Raw genomic sequence first — 15,690 nt, forward strand, 5'->3', positions numbered from 1 at the left:
GCCGTGATCGGACGTCGGCAGGAGGTCGCAAGCGGACTGTCGGCTTTCGGGGAATGGCAAATGTAACCTGTACGGCCGAGATCAGGCGCATACCAGACATTCAGCAGCTGACCGCAAGCACGCCGGTCGTCTCATCCGTTCCACATCGTCGATCGGAGAACAGCCTGCATATGCTCTGCGAGGTCGAGTTCGCCGCGCGCCTCGATCTCTAAGAGATATCGGGCCTTGGCCAGCCGATCCCCTTCCGCAACCGCAGCATAGCTGCAGATGGCGAGCAGCGCCCTCTCCTCATCACGGCTGGCTCTGTCGGACTCGCTGCTGCTACCGCGAAAATCGTGCAGGGCTTTGCCAAATGCAGCATATACGGTCCTGTGCGCCTCAATCAGCGCTCGCAGATTATTGGACGGCTCTTGGGCCCGGCCCGCGATATTCGGGAAGCGCGCCCCAGAAGGATGTACCATTCTGGAACACCTAGCTTGGCATTTGAGTTGCCTACCTCAGCTATTGCCAGCAGAGTCGTTGCGGGAGGGTGTCGTGAGTTTGGAAGAAGTATTTGCTTTTGGTAAACCGAACCGGGTCGCTGGAACCGCCAGCGTCAGCAGACTGACAGGCGGGTCGGACCCTTTCAACGTTGCGGTCTGTGCCGCAGCTCTTCTTTACGTCCTCATCGTGGTGGTGACTATTTTCTGACATCGCAGCCCGCGTGATCGATCGGGGGCAGAATGCTGGTCATCTGGCCGCTTCGAGAGCGGAATACTCGTCGTCGCCGCCTGTGATCCGCTCATGGCTCAAGTCCTTCAGCAAAAAACCTACGTTCCTGAATCGTCAGTTCGGCGAACCATCGACGCGGATTTCCGCAGCAATACGAGGAACAGCTTGCCATATGATTTGCCAGTTTTTCGTGCCGCCTACCGTCATCGCCAGGCAGCGCAAACCTTGAATAGACGCGTCTGGCTTTTGCCTTCATGCGCTGGAGGTCTCGCCTCCGTCTTGCGCGTTTTTCTTCCATGATATGCTCCGATCTAGGAGTGCGCCACCCAGGCGCGCTCTCGTGATCGGAACTGTTGGTATCGTCGGTATTTCCTCCATTTGACCCTCTCCTAAGCGATGGCTAATCGGCCGAGCTACTATCGGCGAATGGCGAGGCGCTCGGCACGCACTGCAACGACCAGCCGGGCGGCGTTGGTTGCCTCTGATATTCGGCAATGGCAGCGGTGCACTGTTCCCGCTTATCGAAGGTGCTGGGCAGCACGATCAAGCCGTTGCCTGGACCGGCAATTACCAAATACCAGACTAGCGCTGCGGTCGTCGAAGCCATGAGAAATTCCTTGTTCTACCCGGTTCATTCGCTGCCATCTTCGTCGTCGCCTCCACCATTGGGCTGATAGCGCCGAACTGGTTCAGACGATTGCTCCTCGACATACGCTTGGCAGCCTTCGTTGAAAGACTGGCTATTCCCATCGCAATCGGATTCGTCAGCGATGTCGTTCCTTTGCGCCCAATCGTATCCAGCTTCGTGCCCCGAGCAGTCATCAGTACAATCGTAGCCATGGAACGTTTCTTGCGCGCTTGCCGGAGCCCCGAGTGAGCCAGCCAGCGCAAGGGCACCTGCAGCAATGAGAATTCGTACGTTCATCCGATACTCCAACCAGCGCCCGACATCCGGTTATTTTACGACCTTGGCGAAGATGAGGCCTGCCATGGGGAGGCTCACCGCGACGCACCAGGATCTAGTCGAGCTCCTTGGAAACCGAATTCAGGCGCTGCCGTCCGTTTCGCTGTCCTCGTCGACCATCCGAACTGGCAGGTAGGCGTTGGTCTCCAGCCACTCGCGCAATACGATCTGAATGAGGTCCGACCGGCCGATTTTCATCTCGGCGGCGATCGAGTTCAGCGCACTTCTGTCGCCGGTTCCAGCGGCACGTCGGCGACGTTCCGAAGCATCAGCGCCGCGCGCCGAAGGATAATTTGCAGATCCGCGCGCGACATGTCGGCGATGCGCTCGGCGGCGCTCTCAAGCTCTTCGGCGATGGCTCTGTCTAGATCACGCACGGTCACCGGTTGTCACTGGCGACGTCGCCAGTGACAGTAGAGAAACCTCGCAACGCTATCAGTTCGAGGCGTAGACGGGGCCAGGACGCGCCAGGCCTTCGCGGGCAGTGAGCGAAGGCCGAGAACCAAAGGGCGAGTGCCATTGAAGCCAGAGCGACAGCTTGTGTCTTGAAGACCAGTTGCATCTCCTCCTCCCTATATGCACGGCCACTTCTGGTTGAGCGCGTAAAGGACCCCATTATAATCCGACTGGGTCCAGACTTCAGGATGTGTAGTGGCATAGTTTTTGAACAACTGAACCTCTGCCCCGCCGGTCGTCGATGTCTTCGGGCAAAAACTTCCCTGAGCAAAAACAAATAACGCGTCAGCGATCCCAGTTATACGACCAACACAGTAGATCGCTTGCACCGAACCGTCTTTTGCGCTGCAGTATTTTAGGAGATCTTGCACGGTCTCAGCGGCAGTCGCTGGTGACTGGAACCAGGCAGCAATGGCCAACGCCAAAGCGATAGCCTGTGCTTGGAAGCTGCGACGCATCCCCAATGCCCTCCTATCCGAGCTGACCCACTCTAGCAGCGACGGACAGGGGCTTACAATCCAACGTGCCCGAACTGTCGAGGTGAACGATTTCATCGTCTCCCTGGCGCGCCAAAGCGATCTGGTATTTTCAGGTCGTCAGGCTCGTCGCCTGGCGATTCAGCTGGCCTATCGCAGCGCTGCTCGGCGCGTTGAAGATGATCAAGCTGGGCTGAGTGGAGCGAACACCAGGAGTCGAACCTGGCTCGGAGGACTACCACCGATGAACATGGCACCCATCAAGCGCGGCTTGCCCGCGATGCACCCCGGAGAACTTCTCCGCGAAGATCTCATCCCGGCGCTCGAAAAACCCAAGACCGAAATTGCCAAGCTGCTCGGCATTTCCCGGCGCACGCTCTACAACATCCTGGATGAGAAGCAGCCTGTCAGCGTCGCCATGGCGCTGCGCCTTGGTAAGCTGATCTGCAACGGCCCGGTGTTCTGGCTCAACCTTCAACGCACCTATGATCTCGAACGGGCAGGAAAGGCACTCAGCGCCGAGATCGAGGCGATACCGACGCTGCACCTTCGACGCCATAAATACTGCACAGCCTAGGCGTACTATACCGCTTGTATTCAGGGTTACTCTAAGGCAGTGTCCGGCCAAATAGGGAGGGTGCTTCGCTTGCATTTACATTCGGCGTGCAGCCATGACTAGGCCTGAGGGCCTTCCTGATTTCGGCAATCCGCCACTGGACGAAGTGGTGTTGGGCGTCCAGTTTGCTCGGCATCCGGGCTACACTGACCTGTTCGCATGGCGCGTCCGCGAAGAATTCAAGTCGGAGTTTCCAAACTACGCCGAGGTGCCGCGGCTCGATCCACGCTTTGAGGTCTTCGGCGGCGCGGAAACCATGGCGAACTTCCAGATATCGTTCCAGACCACCGAACCGAGCAAACGATATTGGTTTATCGCCGAGGACGACAGCCATCTTTTGCAGTTCCAGGACGACCGTTTCCTCCTCAATTGGAGGAGGCGCGCCAGCCGGGCTTATCCCCGCTTTGAAGCTATTTCAGCCATGTTCGACGGCTTCCTCGCCCGGCTTGAGGCCAAGTTCGACAGTGATCGGTCGCCGTTCGTGATCAATCAGGCAGAGATATCGTATATAAACGCCATACCTATGATCGACGGTACCCTACTGTCCGACTGGCTTAGCATCGTCCGACCTACAGGCTTGAATATCGAACAGCTCAACGCCAATTTCTCGGAAGTGGTCTTTTCACCTGATGGAAAGGATCCAATCGCTAGGATGCACTATGAGGTCAGCCTTCATAGTACGCGTGAGGTGAAACGGGCGATTCGTCTTGGGATCACTTACCGAGGAGCACCCAGTCAGCAGGATGTCTCTGGGGTCAAAGATTTCTTTGCGGCGGGTCGGATGAAAATCATCAATCGGTTCTGCGATCTAACCACCGAGCAGGCGCAAAAGGCATGGCAACGAAAGCAATGACAAATTCGTCGGCCTCAGTTTACTCGATCCAGCCTCAACGGCGCGGCAGGGAGAGCGACTGGGCTGTCCATCGCCTTATCGTTCAGAACCCCGACTACGCTTGGTCTGAGACGGTGATGGGCAAGCTCGACGAATTGATGCAACTGCCGAAGGGCTGGGATGGCTACTCAGGCAAATCCGTCGACTTCAGCATCGCATATTTCGCAGCAAATTTGTTGCAGGCGATCTATGTGCCCGGTGCCCCTTGCCCCAGCTTGGTGCCTGGTTCGGACGGCACCTTGCAGATTGAATGGCACAGCTGCGGCCTTGATATCGAACTGGATATCTTGGGCGTCAACAAGGTCGATTGCGTCATGACCGACCTTGATAAGGGCGGCGAGGAAGAAGCGAAGCTCACTGTCGATTTCAAGATCGTGAGGATATGGATCGACGAAATGGCAAAGCGAGCTGCTGATGCTGTCCCCGCCGCCGCGTGATGACGACGGCAACGCGATCCCGCATGATCATGCCGAGATCTTGCCCGGCGACACTCTCATTCGCCGGATCAATCCGATTCACCACGTAGTTCCGGATGACAACAGGAATTGCAGGCGTTTGTCATCAAAGCTTATGAAACCACAGGGCGGCGGCATGTCTGTCGACCATGAACGGACGATCTTAGAAGAAGGTAAGGATCCTGTCGCATTCGTTCGAACGCCGGTCTATGTCGCGGCTGTCCAATTCCAAGCGCAGGCGGCCCGGGCTGCATCTCTGAGGGTCGGCTATGATCCTATCGAAGGTAATCCCTACCACTGCGAAGTTTGGGGCGCCGCACCCCGAGCCGACAAGTTTACCGGTGCCCAAGAGAAAGCGTTGCTGAACGCGTGCGGATGGTACATCCCGATAGAAGGCGTCGAAATACGGTAGCCAGCGTTCAGCTTGGGTCGCGCCATAACGGATCACTTGGCGTGTGATCGTCTCGCCGATGGCCCTCGCCATCTCTGCGTCTCTTCCAGCCAGCGTAAAACTCAAGCTCACTGGCGTTATTCCCGGGATGGGTCGACAATCCTCGAAACCACTTCAGTTCGTGGCGTGGACTAGCCCAGGACGCGTGCGGAGGTCGTCGCGGGTAACGAGGAAGGCCGGGGTGCACAAAACGCTTGTATGGGTGCTCTATTTCGACAAGTGGTAGTTCAACTGGGATCGGCGAGGAAACGACGCTCCTGCATCGTTAACCGGTTTTCTTTGCTCTCCCATAGGTTTCGGCGTGGGTTGCCGCACGTGAAGCAGGAACAGACTGCCAGATAATCAGCAGTGATGGCGCGTTGATCATGCGGATAGAATCGCAACGCCTTCTGCTTCATTCTCCACTTGTCACGCCTGCGACGATCTCGTTTCGCTTCCATTTGTATCTCCGATCTCGGAGTGCGCCATCCCGGCGCGCTCGGGTGATCAGAGGTGGAAGTATGGCAGCATTTCTCATGAGCTCTTGATAGACTAATTTGGCTGCATTGTCTCGCGTTCGCTCCCACAGGGCTCTATTGCAATTCGCCGCTAGAATGGCCGAAAGCGTTCCTCGCAGGGAACGCTTTCGGCCCGGAGCCGGCGATGTGCCACGTGAAGAATTTGGTCATGTCCAAATCAGAACACTCCCTCGGCAAAGCGATCGGCTTCCCGGTTCGCCTGACCTTTGAGGCGTGCGATCAGCTCGGCATGCGACCAGGTCGGGGATTTGAGGCGAGTGGCCTCGGCGACGATCAGGTCATCCAGCACATCGAGGCCGGTGCGGAACCAGTGCTGACCGAGCGCATGGCCTGTATCGGTCAGGAAACGCTCGGCCCGACGACGATGGTGCGGGCCACGGTCAGGCCTGGCGTCCAGGTCAACCTCACGAAATGGAGCTGCTGCCAAGTGCCCGGCTGGAGTAGCGGAAGGTGCGCCGCGACATTCTCGGCCGTCGCAAGCCGAAACACGCTCGGATCGGCTTCAAAGCCCACAGCGCAGACCGCGGCATAGCCTGCGCTCTTGCGGCGCTCCACCAGGTTGCGCGGCATGGTATGCTGGACAGCAAATGTTCCCGATGCTGGACGATTTCCAGCTCCCGATCGAGCGATGGCCTCATCTGAGCGCATTACGGATCCCCTCGGCAAAGTCGGCGGCGATCTCGTCTTGCTCGTTTGCGAGCTCGCCGCGTCAATCAATTCGACCAAGTGGTGTCAACGGGGCGATGCATATCCAGCACGATTCTGCGCATGCGCTCAGCTTCCTCGACGGTTATCTGAATGCCGATCGGCTCACCCGTAACGCGGGCCCAGCACCGCGCAGCGTCGGTGCAGTCAATGATGAGTTCAGTTGCCGAAATTAGCGGCGGCTCGCGAAAGAAATCGGCAAGATCCGTCTCGATGACGTTCGCCCATCGCCAGAGATCCTGGCTGCCGAATTTTTCTGCAGCCTCTCGAATGGTGAGAACTGCCGAACCCGGGTCAAGTGGAACGATCGGCGCAGCCATCACGCCAATCCAGAATTAGCCTGAGCCGTGAAAAGCCGCCGGCTGAGCGCACTATTGATGTCGGCCGCGATGCCGTTGGCGTCGGTCGCCTGGGTGTTTACCTCGACCTTGCCGATATGAGCCTCGACCGAGCTGTTCGACGTCGAGGCGGTGTGCGTGCTCGAGATGTTCGACAGCGCGGCCGATTTGGCTCCGGTGCTGATCCCCTTCATGCCCCGGTAGGTCTTGCCGGTCCAACTGTCCATGCCGTTCCAGGCGTTGTAGCCTTCGCCACGCTCATATCTCGACATGCCAACTGCGGCCTGGGAATCGGTTGCCGCCTTGCGAAGAACGTCTCCCGCTGCCTTCTCATTCGTGTTGAATTCTTTGATCGCGAGCGATAGCTGGGCGTCGAAATCAGGGTTCCCCCAAACGCCTCTGCCGCGTGACCGACTCCATTGAGCGATACCGTAGTGGCCACCGCCCTGGTTGTTCGAGGAACTGGGGCCGCCAGATGCTTCGACATTGGCCCACCGCGACACCGCGGCTCGTGCGCCTGCATCGGTGAAGCCTGCTTCATCACGCAGACGCTGATAGGCATGCGCCTGTCGTTCCGGCGTCCACCAGCCATGCTTGCCGCGCGAGTTCTGCGGCCCACTCGGTAGGTCGCCGGCGGCACCGGTGCCAAATGCGTTCCGCTCGCCGGCCGCGAATAGGCCGCTCACACTGTTGACCAGGCTGCTCCAGAAACCTCCACCATCGCTTTTCTGGTCGGTGATGGTGACGGGCAACGGGTTGCTCTTGGAAACAGGATGGCCGTCCACAGTCGTCTCGCCGGCCGGGCGCGCGTGATTTCGCGCCTGCGGGCCACTACGGTCCCATTTCTTGAGTGCCGTGATCTGGTCGAGCTCGAAATCGGGTGGATTGTAACCGCCTCCCCTTTTCGGGGTGTCGCCCGACAGCGTCAGCATGGCAAGCCAGGGCGACAGTTTGCCGAAGAAGCCCATCAAGCCAGCGCCCGCACCTTCAGCCGCACCGGCCGCCGCGCCACCACCGGCCAGCATGCGCATGTTGCCGAGAACGCGGAGGAACTTTGCCCCGGCCCATAGGCCGAACAGGATCTCGGTGGTTTTGATGATGCCGCCGAGTTCGTCGACGACGTCCTTCGCGCCCGATGCGAAATTCTGCATGCCGGTGCCGACGGCATTCCAATCGATCTTGCTGAGAAAGTCGATGAACTGCTTCACCGCATCGACGATGCCGGTCCTGATCCAGTCCTGGTTCTTCTCAATCCAAGCCGTCATCCTGGCGGCTGCATCGATCAGGACCGGAGCCAGCCTGTCATAGACGGCATTGGCGAGCTCGATGATCTGCTGGAGCAGTTCAGCCCAGCTGGTCTGCAGCTTTTGCGCCGCGTCGATTGCGGCATTGCTGGGCGACAGGCTTTTTTCCAGCTTGCCCAGATATACGTCGATGCCGCTGCCCATCTTGTACATGAGCTGTTCGGTCGCCGGGTCGATGCCAAGCGTCTGGGCGACGTTGTGGGCCGCGCCAGCATCGATCTGATGCAACCGCTGCAGTGCCGCGGCGACATCGGAAAGGTAGCGATCGAGCCCATGGTTGGGATCGATCCGCATGCCGGTCCAGGCTTGCAGTTGCGAGAACTCGCGGGGCAGCGCCTCGCCGTTCTTGTTGAGGTTGTATAGCTGCTTGTTGACGCGCTCCAGGGTCGACGCCGTCTGGTCGGCGGACCCGCCGAAGCGCTCTGCGGCGTTCTCCCAAGCCGCCAGGCGCTGCGGCGACTCACCGAGGCTCGAGGCGAAGCGGCCAAGCGAGGCGTCGGCATTGGTCAGCTTGCGCACGAACTCGCTGAGTGCCTGCGAGCCGGTGACGACCGCGAATAGCTCCAGCACGCGCCGGGTGATCAGGTTGACCGTCTCGGCAGCCCTTTTCGAGCTGTCCTCAATGTCCTTGCCGCCCTTGCGGAATTCATCGCGCGACTTGAGCCAGGCCTCGGTCTGCTTCTTCTGGCTCTTTTCGAAATTGCTGGGATCGAGACCGAGCGTAACGATCAGGCTGTCAATGACCGTTGGCATCATGTGCTCCCTTCTCGGCGGTTTGCCTTCTTCTTGGAGTTGCCTCGGCCTGTGGCGGCCGCGCGAACAGACCGGACACGGCTATATCCTCAAGCCTCATGGTGCCAGGATCACTGCAGGATCGAGCCCAAGCGCATTGACGAACGAAATCGCGTCAGGATCGTTGCAGTTGACGACGGGCCTGTCCGGCGCGAACCACTTCCCGAATAACTTCGGTTCCCCCGTCAGGATCGCATAGGCAGAAGCCATCTGCGCATCTGTAAGCCGCGCCATGACGGTTGATTTCAGGACCGTGACCGGCGGCGGCGCGGCGGGCGCATAGCCAGAGAACGCCTCCACCAGATCTGCCTCTGTGGCATAGTTCGCGAACAGCACTTCGCCCGGCTGTGCGACGTAATCGGGATCGACCGCGCGCATCGAAGCGCCATTGTTCGAATAGCAAAACATCAGAGATTGTCCTCCCATCCGCCGTCCCCAACGGCGCCACCGGCCGCGTCACTCGCAAATCCAAAGGACAGCGCTTCCAGAACCAGTTCAGCACGCTGCGAGAAGGCAGCCCCACACCAGACGGGGTACATCTGCCCATTTGATCCCTGCGGGCCATTATTGGTGCCGCCGTAAGCGGTACTGGGCGCCAACAGAATATTCGCTTGTGCCTGCCCCTTCCAATTATCGGTAACCCCCAGATAGGCTTTGGCAGCGGTTGACGGGACAAAATTCGCCAATGAGACGCTCACCAGCGTCGGTGACGAGCCAGCGCCGTAAGCCCCCTGGGCTCCGCTGGTGATGATCGGTGTGACTAGTGGGTTTATACCCAGGACGATTTGCACCGAACGCCCATATTGCAGCGTGCGCCAAAGCTTGGGCTGGGCGTCGTACCGAATCCAACCGACGCGCATCTTGAAAGTATAGCCAGCTGGCATCGTCGGTGCCGTGGCAGACAGTGAGACAAGGGCCGCAACTGTGTTGGTAAGCTGGTTGTAGATGACCCAGACGGAATACCAGTTCGACGCCGCCGCCGACCCGGTATCGAGGCCGTTCGCACCGGAAGTTGAAATCGTGTCCGTGAGGCTGACCGTCCGCGCGCGGTATGTGCGGCCGGAGGTGTCCTCGAGGATCAATTCATCAGCGGTGACGTTGACGGTCGTGTCCGAAGCGACTTGAACTTTGAGGTTCTTGTAGCTTCCCCATGCCGGAGCAACGCCGGGCGCGTAGAGACTCGCCTGGTAGTCGATGATCTGCCAGTTTCCAGACCCGAGATAGAGCGCCATGGCGGTATCGCCGGCAGCGGTGATGATGTTGCCACCGCCGGGCAGGATCATCGAAGTTGCGTTGTATGTCAGCGTCAGCGCTGCCGCAAAGGTCAGCATGTAGACCGGCAAGACGACGCTCGCGCTCGACCCAAAGGACGTGATGGCAGTCGTGCCGGTAATGTTGACGTTGTGCGAAGGGACCGTGCCGAGATCCGTCGTCGAAGTAGAGGCGAGATTTGTCAGGGTTCCGAACGAAGCATTCGGATTGGCGGAGAGCAGCACGAATTGCGTGCCGTCATAGATTGCCTCGGTTATCTGGCCGGCGCGGACCTCGCCTCCGACTAGCGATACGGGACCGGATGCGGACGGCGTGTATACGTTCTTTGCCCCCAGGCCATTGACGGCCAACGTCAGCGGGCCGGTGTTCGTGAAGCCTGGGGGAAATACAACACGATTGCCGACCGCCAGCGCGAAGGTGTTCGGTGTCGTCGTCGCAAGGACCTGGGCGTTCGCGGTGCCGGTGGAAGTGCCTCCGACGAAAACTGTCACAGCCGCGGCAGCGCTGACTGCGGCCACCACATAGGCTGTCGTCGCCGGTTTGGTCGTATTGTCGCCGGGCGACTGAGTGACGGCAGTCGAAGTGGCACCGAGCGCAATAGCCGGGCCGTTCGCGAAGACCAGCGGCCCGGTCCCCGTCGCATCGGTCATCGCCGCTGCTAATTGCGCGCTTGTGCCACCGACGAGGAACGCCGCCATGTTCGTGGCAAATCCGGAGATGTCCCCAATCGCCGGTTGCCCGAATGTCATGGCGCCGCTCGTGTTGATGCCAATGGCGAACTGGTGGATAGCCGCGCTCCCTGACATCACCCCACCCAAAGTAGAGGCTTGCGGCGCGGGAAGATCAGCTCCCACCAGCCCTCGGAATGCAGGCGTTCCGGCTCCAGAGGCAGGGGTCGCGAGGACGAGATTGGCTGCTTGCGAACCCAGCGAGATTCCGCTGTCCGCCAGGGCCGTGCCGCCCGTCGTCGAAAAAGTAGCTATGTGGCCCACTACGGAAGCGAGTGGCCCCACCACATTACCGCCCCCGAGGGGGCCAATCGTCGTTCCACCTATACGGAAAAATAGGCCACTGATCGTCGACCAGAGCCAGCCATCGACGGGACTTGCCGGGGGGACTCCAGGCGGAATGCTAAAGCCGGCGCTGACCGACGTCGAAGGGGTGGTGATCAGCTCGCCCTGCATCGAGTCGCCGGCTCGGTTGACGGGAATGTACCCGAGCGCATCCTGCTTTCCGTCGAACAGATTTTGCCACTGGCCGGGCGTCAGGACCTCGCCATAGGTGAACGTCACCATGAGAAACAATCCGATTTCTTTGCGGGCACCTGGTCTACAAAAAGGTAGACCGTCGAAGGCGATCCGCGAGCATCGGGATCGAAATCGGTGCGGCCATCAAGTTTTTCGAGTCTCTTCTCTTTGGACATCACTACATTCCGAACACTCGCGCGCGGTCTAGGAGGATGGCTGGTGCCCATTGATGATCGCATCGGGGTCAAGCTGCTTTCGACGTCTCGCTGCGAGACGCTGAAATCCGGTTCGCCTGCCAATCGGCGACCTCAGTCGGCACCGACATGTGGGAACATTTCGTGTGATAAAACACAAGTATGTTCGTTTAGAAATGCACAGCCATTTCGGGTTGGAAATGGAAATGCATCAAATCGGCTAAAATTTCACGTGGGACGCGCACCGATCCGGTTACAAATACTCAGTATTTCGAAATTTTGACATGTCAAAACTGTAACCAATTTGGTGATTTCTGGTGATTCTAAAAACCGTTCTACTTTGGGAACGGTTTCAACGCCCTCGATGTCGACGCCGAGCGAGGTGAGCGTGGTGCGATAGACCGCGTCCGCGCTGTCATGAGACAAGCGAGTCGCTCGTGTCCTTCGGGCTCTGGAAGCGGCGGCGAGGCCCGCTGACATGGACCTGCCCAGCTATCATTTCCATGGCCTCGTCGGTCAGGACAAGGGCCGCTATTCTATCCGAGTGACCGGCAATTGGCGCATGACTTTTGGATGGGACGGCGAAGATGCTCTCGAACTAGAGGATTACCACGGATGAACACGGCACCTATCAAGCGCGGTTTGCCCGCAATGCACCCCGGAGAACTTCTCCGCGAAGACATCATCCCGGCGCTCGACAAGTCGAAGACGGAGATCGCCAAACTGCTCGGCATTTCGCGGCGCTCGCTCTACGATATCCTTGACGAGAAGCAGCCCGTCACCGTTGCCATGGCGCTGCGCCTCGGCAAGCTGGTCGGCAACGGCCCGGTGCTCTGGCTCAACCTCCAGCGCAACTATGACCTGGAACGGGCGCAGAAGGCGCTGAGCGCCGAGATAGAGGCTATTCCAACGCTGCATGCGGCCGCCACATTGACATGAGCAGAAGCAGGTACGCCTGACAGGAGCAGAGAAGGGCTGGGGCTCAAAAACGCTCCTACGGGGCGTCTATTTCGATTTGCCTCGGCCGTCTATTTCGACGGGCCATGTCGGACATTTCGGACACTCGCGCGCGTGCGCGAGGCTCTGTGCCCCGGAGCATCTATTCGGCCTTGTTCACCGGCGTTGCCCCCTCAATGGATCCCATCCTGCAAGCCGAGCAAGCTCGATATTCACCGCGCAGTGGAAAGCCAGCAGCTCGCGGCCGATAGCAGCTCGATCGATCCCGACAACGGTCAGCTCGAACTCAAGCGTAGCGATACCAAGATCTTCGCGTGTGGGGATGAGTGCAGGCTCTCGAGACAGCACGAGGAGGCGGGCTGCAGTCTCGCGCACCCGCGTCACCTGGCGGGCAGCAGGGAACGGCAGGACCGTCCCGGTTGGGCGCCAATCGAACAGGGGCAATCCAGTCAAATCGTTCCTCATCATGCTGCTCTTTCCGCGGCTTCATCCGTGATCTTGGCCCATCCTTCTGGCCACCGCTGCTCGGTGCGCAGTACTCGCTGGTTCAACATTGATTGGGCGATGTCGTCGCCAAGCTGACGGCGCGTATCGTTAAGCCATGCGTCCCATTCGGGCCGCGTTGGCGTGATGACGAAACGGCCCTTCTCATCCACATCTGGCGCGCCGTAAAACTCGACGAAAAGGCGCTGCTTTAGGAACGGGATCAGCAGCAGAGGCTTCTTACGAGCCTGCATACATCGAACGAACGCCGGAGCGGCTTTAACGGCCTGCCGCTGCTCATTGTCCGGCAGCTTGTAGAAGAGCTTCTCGGCATAGGGACCGGCGTCAGGACGTTCGGCGTCTGGCCATTCTTTCCACAGGATCGAAAAAACCGCCACCTCCTCAGGAGGAGGGTTTTCTATTTGAAAACCCGACTGGGTTTGGGTTTGGGTATGGGGGCTTTCGTTTGGGATAACCGAAAAGGAACCGGTTGCTTTCTCTAACCCATTGATTTCCTGTCTTTTTGGTCGACCACCTTTGGCACCGTTCGCTGCATTTTTCTCGCGAATACTCGAGACATAGTCCCATTCTTTTTTGAGACGTTTCTGCGAGAGGGACTGACCGTCGATGAGCAGCAGAGGCATCAGACGCGCTTTGACCTTTCGCCATCGCTGCGTCGAAAGACGGGTGATCCTGGCCAGATCTCGGTCGTCGTTGGGCACCGAGCCGTTGTGGCGCCACATTGACATCAGTAGAAGCAGGTACGCTCCATGCTCCTGCGTCGACAGATGAGTGGTATCGGCGACGTAGGCGTCGATGAACAACGGCAGGTAAGGAGCTGCGCTCATCGCCGTGGCAAGGCCTCCATGCTGCGCGCCCGGAGCAATCGATTAGCTTGCGCCAGGACGCGGCACGCATCGAGACCATTGACCCCGAAACGACTGCGCAGAGCAAGGATAGCCGGTCGCTCGCGCGAACCATGGTTGGCAGCGTACCAGTGTGCTGCCTCATCGATGACAGCGCTGCTCTCGTGGTCGAGGCCAGTCATGCTGCGCCAGCCAGCAGGCGCTGATCGTAGAGGTCGAGCTCTCGCTCATCCCAATACCGAACGCCATTCCGTTTGACCGGTTTGGGAAAGTCGGACTTCGGGTCATTGACCCATCGCCATAGGGTCACCTCTCCGATGTCGTCATATCGCTCACGGACCCGTTTGGCCCTGAGCCATCGATTTCTCGCTTCCACGGCCAGCTCCTTGGTTGTCAATTCCAAGGGCAGTCATCACCGTCCAACTAATAAATGCAACCAATTTGGCACCACGGGACGACGATCAGCGACAAACAACGACAGATACTGACAGATTAAACTGCCATCCTCATCCTACCGTCACCGCTCCGGTGCAACCTGTAACCGAGTCGGTTACATCCCTGCGGACATCTCTAATCTTACGATCCCTACTACAGCTTTGATTCGTCTCGGGAGACCTTTGCCGCCATTCATTGCGATCGCCTCAGTGATATGACGTTTTCGGCCCTTTCACAGCCGGCGATTGTGTCGACGAGGTTCGCCCAGGCAGTGAGAGCATCGCGCTTCTCGCGCGCATAATCGTGACGATTGTAAATCGCCGCTACCCCCGAGATTTTTCCGGATTTGTGATTGAGTACCGCCTCAACGACATGCACTGCCACTCCAAGTCCTGCCATGCCAGAAGCTGCGGTTCGACGGAGATCATGTAGAGTCCAAGGTCGCATCGACCATGCAGGATCGCCCGTCGCCTTGCGCGCGACCGCCAGCATTGCTTTATCGATTTTGCGCTTCGCTCTGCTGTAGCCGCTGATCGCGGTCTCCCCATTGGTTGAGAGAATGAACGCGGTCTCTTTCCCATCTTTGTCAAGCACACGTGGCAATGAACCTAGGATCCGAACCACTTGCGGAGTGAGAGGTAGACTTTGGCGACGCCCATTCTTTGTGCGATCCGGCGGGATGGACCAGAGCGGATCGTCTGTATCGAGAACGAACTCTGACCATGTAGCGGCCGACACTTCGGCACGCCGCTGACCTGTCAAAAGTAAGAGGCGCGCCAGATCGCCGAATGGCCACCCAACATCGCCGGCGGCCGCCCAGAAATAGCGGACTTCATCATCTGAAAGCACACGCTCGCGCGCGACTGGAGAGGCGGGCACTTCAATGTCACGAAAGGGGTTCTCCCCGATAATCGACTTCGCGGCAAACCAAGAAAAGGCCTTAGAAATTAGTGCGCGTACACGCACTGCCGATTGCGGACGGCCCTTTAAAACTATCTTACCTTCGGAGTCCCGCTTACCGTCTGCTATACCGTCGGTTAGGCTAATGATGTCCTGGCGCGTAATGCTTTGCAGTCGTCGAGCGCCCCATTTGGGCAGGATCTCTCTTTTGATAATTGCCTCGTTGTCGAGAATCGTCCTCGGCTTATTTCGCGCTTTAGAATAGCGCGCTATAAAATCTGCGAAGGCTTCCTCGACCGAGAGGTTTCGCCGTCGGCTTCCATCGTCTGCCGCTCTCGGATCACGCCCTTCGGCCACGTCCTGCAGCTTGGCCTGAGCGGCCTTACGCGCATCGTGGAGCCCGAGCGCCGGCCTCTGTTGCCCGTAGAGACCGATCGCTAGCTTCACACTCTGCCCGGACGTTCTGTAGCGGACGACCCACTTCATCGTCCGGGGGCCGACGACCAGATATAGCCCGGACTGGCCTCCGTCGGGGATTTCCAGTTTCTCCGACGGCCGCTTCTTTATGAGCGCGTCGATCTTCTTTTGCGTCAGGGCTTCTGCCATGTGGCTCAATTTCCATCAGGACACGTTCTAGGCCACAAAATGATCCGGCAGG

Annotated in this window: 19 protein-coding genes and 2 pseudogenes; 8 read left to right on the forward strand and 13 right to left on the reverse strand. The window is 58.9% G+C overall.

Annotated features, from left to right (window positions below; genetic code table 11):
- Nucleotides 1–131 precede the first annotated feature (131 nt).
- Nucleotides 132–461, reverse strand: coding sequence for a hypothetical protein (locus ABVQ20_RS18275; protein WP_354460901.1), 330 nt, complete (start codon nt 459–461; stop codon nt 132–134).
- 73 nt (nt 462–534) lie between these two features.
- Here ABVQ20_RS18275 and ABVQ20_RS18280 point away from each other — a divergent pair, with 73 nt between their 5' ends.
- On the forward strand, nt 535–690 hold the full coding sequence (locus ABVQ20_RS18280; protein WP_354460902.1) for a hypothetical protein: 156 nt from the start codon (nt 535–537) through the stop codon (nt 688–690).
- A gap of 421 nt (nt 691–1,111) precedes the next feature.
- Here the strand turns inward: ABVQ20_RS18280 and ABVQ20_RS18285 are convergent, their stop codons facing one another.
- The 4 genes and pseudogenes from ABVQ20_RS18285 to ABVQ20_RS18300 form a co-directional block, all read right to left on the reverse strand.
- Nucleotides 1,112–1,318, reverse strand: coding sequence for a hypothetical protein (locus ABVQ20_RS18285; protein ID WP_354460903.1), 207 nt, complete (start codon nt 1,316–1,318; stop codon nt 1,112–1,114).
- A gap of 24 nt (nt 1,319–1,342) precedes the next feature.
- A complete protein-coding gene (locus ABVQ20_RS18290; protein WP_354460904.1) occupies nt 1,343–1,636 on the reverse strand; it encodes a hypothetical protein in 294 nt (97 codons plus the stop codon).
- 120 nt (nt 1,637–1,756) lie between these two features.
- A pseudogene (locus tag ABVQ20_RS18295) lies at nt 1,757–1,989 on the reverse strand (hypothetical protein).
- 258 nt (nt 1,990–2,247) lie between these two features.
- Complete coding sequence (locus tag ABVQ20_RS18300) at nt 2,248–2,589, reverse strand: Rap1a/Tai family immunity protein (RefSeq protein ID WP_354460905.1); 342 nt, start codon at nt 2,587–2,589, stop codon at nt 2,248–2,250.
- Nucleotides 2,590–2,671: 82 nt separating this feature from the next.
- On the opposite strand from ABVQ20_RS18300, the gene ABVQ20_RS18305 reads away from it, so the two are divergent.
- From ABVQ20_RS18305 to ABVQ20_RS18320, 4 genes are all read left to right on the forward strand, one after another.
- Nucleotides 2,672–3,184, forward strand: coding sequence for a HigA family addiction module antitoxin (locus ABVQ20_RS18305; protein WP_354460906.1), 513 nt, complete (start codon nt 2,672–2,674; stop codon nt 3,182–3,184).
- A 94-nt stretch (nt 3,185–3,278) separates the two neighbouring features.
- The gene (locus ABVQ20_RS18310) at nt 3,279–4,076 is read left to right on the forward strand and encodes a TIGR04255 family protein (RefSeq protein ID WP_354460907.1); all 798 of its coding nucleotides are present in this window, start codon (nt 3,279–3,281) and stop codon (nt 4,074–4,076) included.
- Nucleotides 4,058–4,552, forward strand: coding sequence for a hypothetical protein (locus ABVQ20_RS18315; RefSeq protein ID WP_354460908.1), 495 nt, complete (start codon nt 4,058–4,060; stop codon nt 4,550–4,552). The genes ABVQ20_RS18310 and ABVQ20_RS18315 overlap by 19 nt, the downstream gene beginning before the upstream one ends.
- Nucleotides 4,530–4,982, forward strand: a complete 453-nt coding sequence (locus ABVQ20_RS18320) for a hypothetical protein (RefSeq protein ID WP_354460909.1) — start codon at nt 4,530–4,532, stop codon at nt 4,980–4,982. Before ABVQ20_RS18315 ends, ABVQ20_RS18320 begins: the two co-directional genes overlap by 23 nt.
- Before the next feature lie 266 nt (nt 4,983–5,248).
- On the opposite strand, the gene ABVQ20_RS18325 is transcribed toward ABVQ20_RS18320, so the two are convergent.
- Entirely contained in the window at nt 5,249–5,461 is a 213-nt protein-coding gene (locus ABVQ20_RS18325) for a hypothetical protein (RefSeq protein WP_354460910.1), read from the reverse strand.
- Nucleotides 5,462–5,663: 202 nt separating this feature from the next.
- Here ABVQ20_RS18325 and ABVQ20_RS18330 point away from each other — a divergent pair, with 202 nt between their 5' ends.
- Nucleotides 5,664–6,071 carry a hypothetical protein gene (locus ABVQ20_RS18330; protein ID WP_354460911.1) on the forward strand — a complete coding sequence of 136 codons (408 nt, stop codon included), beginning with the start codon at nt 5,664–5,666 and terminating at the stop codon, nt 6,069–6,071.
- Between the two features lie 181 nt (nt 6,072–6,252).
- On the opposite strand, the gene ABVQ20_RS18335 is transcribed toward ABVQ20_RS18330, so the two are convergent.
- The 4 genes from ABVQ20_RS18335 to ABVQ20_RS18350 form a co-directional block, all read right to left on the reverse strand.
- The gene (locus ABVQ20_RS18335) at nt 6,253–6,564 is read right to left on the reverse strand and encodes a hypothetical protein (RefSeq protein WP_354460912.1); all 312 of its coding nucleotides are present in this window, start codon (nt 6,562–6,564) and stop codon (nt 6,253–6,255) included.
- The gene (locus tag ABVQ20_RS18340; RefSeq protein WP_354460913.1) at nt 6,564–8,639 is read right to left on the reverse strand and encodes a phage tail tip lysozyme; all 2,076 of its coding nucleotides are present in this window, start codon (nt 8,637–8,639) and stop codon (nt 6,564–6,566) included. The genes ABVQ20_RS18335 and ABVQ20_RS18340 overlap by 1 nt, the downstream gene beginning before the upstream one ends.
- 96 nt (nt 8,640–8,735) lie before the next feature.
- A complete protein-coding gene (locus tag ABVQ20_RS18345; RefSeq protein WP_354460914.1) occupies nt 8,736–9,086 on the reverse strand; it encodes a hypothetical protein in 351 nt (116 codons plus the stop codon).
- Nucleotides 9,086–11,245 carry a hypothetical protein gene (locus ABVQ20_RS18350; protein ID WP_354460915.1) on the reverse strand — a complete coding sequence of 720 codons (2,160 nt, stop codon included), beginning with the start codon at nt 11,243–11,245 and terminating at the stop codon, nt 9,086–9,088. The genes ABVQ20_RS18345 and ABVQ20_RS18350 overlap by 1 nt, the downstream gene beginning before the upstream one ends.
- Before the next feature lie 582 nt (nt 11,246–11,827).
- On the opposite strand from ABVQ20_RS18350, the pseudogene ABVQ20_RS18355 reads away from it, so the two are divergent.
- Together ABVQ20_RS18355 and ABVQ20_RS18360 are read left to right on the forward strand one after the other, a co-directional pair.
- Nucleotides 11,828–12,010, forward strand: a pseudogene (locus tag ABVQ20_RS18355) (type II toxin-antitoxin system RelE/ParE family toxin); the annotation flags it as partial.
- Nucleotides 12,007–12,330 (forward strand): HigA family addiction module antitoxin, encoded by a 324-nt coding sequence (locus ABVQ20_RS18360; RefSeq protein WP_354460916.1) that lies wholly within the window; start codon nt 12,007–12,009, stop codon nt 12,328–12,330. The pseudogene ABVQ20_RS18355 and the gene ABVQ20_RS18360, both read left to right, overlap by 4 nt.
- 174 nt (nt 12,331–12,504) lie before the next feature.
- On the opposite strand, the gene ABVQ20_RS18365 is transcribed toward ABVQ20_RS18360, so the two are convergent.
- From ABVQ20_RS18365 to ABVQ20_RS18375, 3 genes are all read right to left on the reverse strand, one after another.
- Entirely contained in the window at nt 12,505–12,816 is a 312-nt protein-coding gene (locus ABVQ20_RS18365; RefSeq protein WP_354460917.1) for a DUF6074 family protein, read from the reverse strand.
- Entirely contained in the window at nt 12,813–13,679 is an 867-nt protein-coding gene (locus ABVQ20_RS18370) for a YdaU family protein (protein ID WP_354460918.1), read from the reverse strand. The genes ABVQ20_RS18365 and ABVQ20_RS18370 overlap by 4 nt, the downstream gene beginning before the upstream one ends.
- Nucleotides 13,680–14,324: 645 nt before the next feature.
- Entirely contained in the window at nt 14,325–15,638 is a 1,314-nt protein-coding gene (locus ABVQ20_RS18375) for a tyrosine-type recombinase/integrase (protein WP_354460919.1), read from the reverse strand.
- Nucleotides 15,639–15,690 lie beyond the last annotated feature (52 nt).

This window comes from Mesorhizobium shangrilense (assembly GCF_040537815.1).
Taxonomy (GTDB): domain Bacteria; phylum Pseudomonadota; class Alphaproteobacteria; order Rhizobiales; family Rhizobiaceae; genus Mesorhizobium; species Mesorhizobium shangrilense.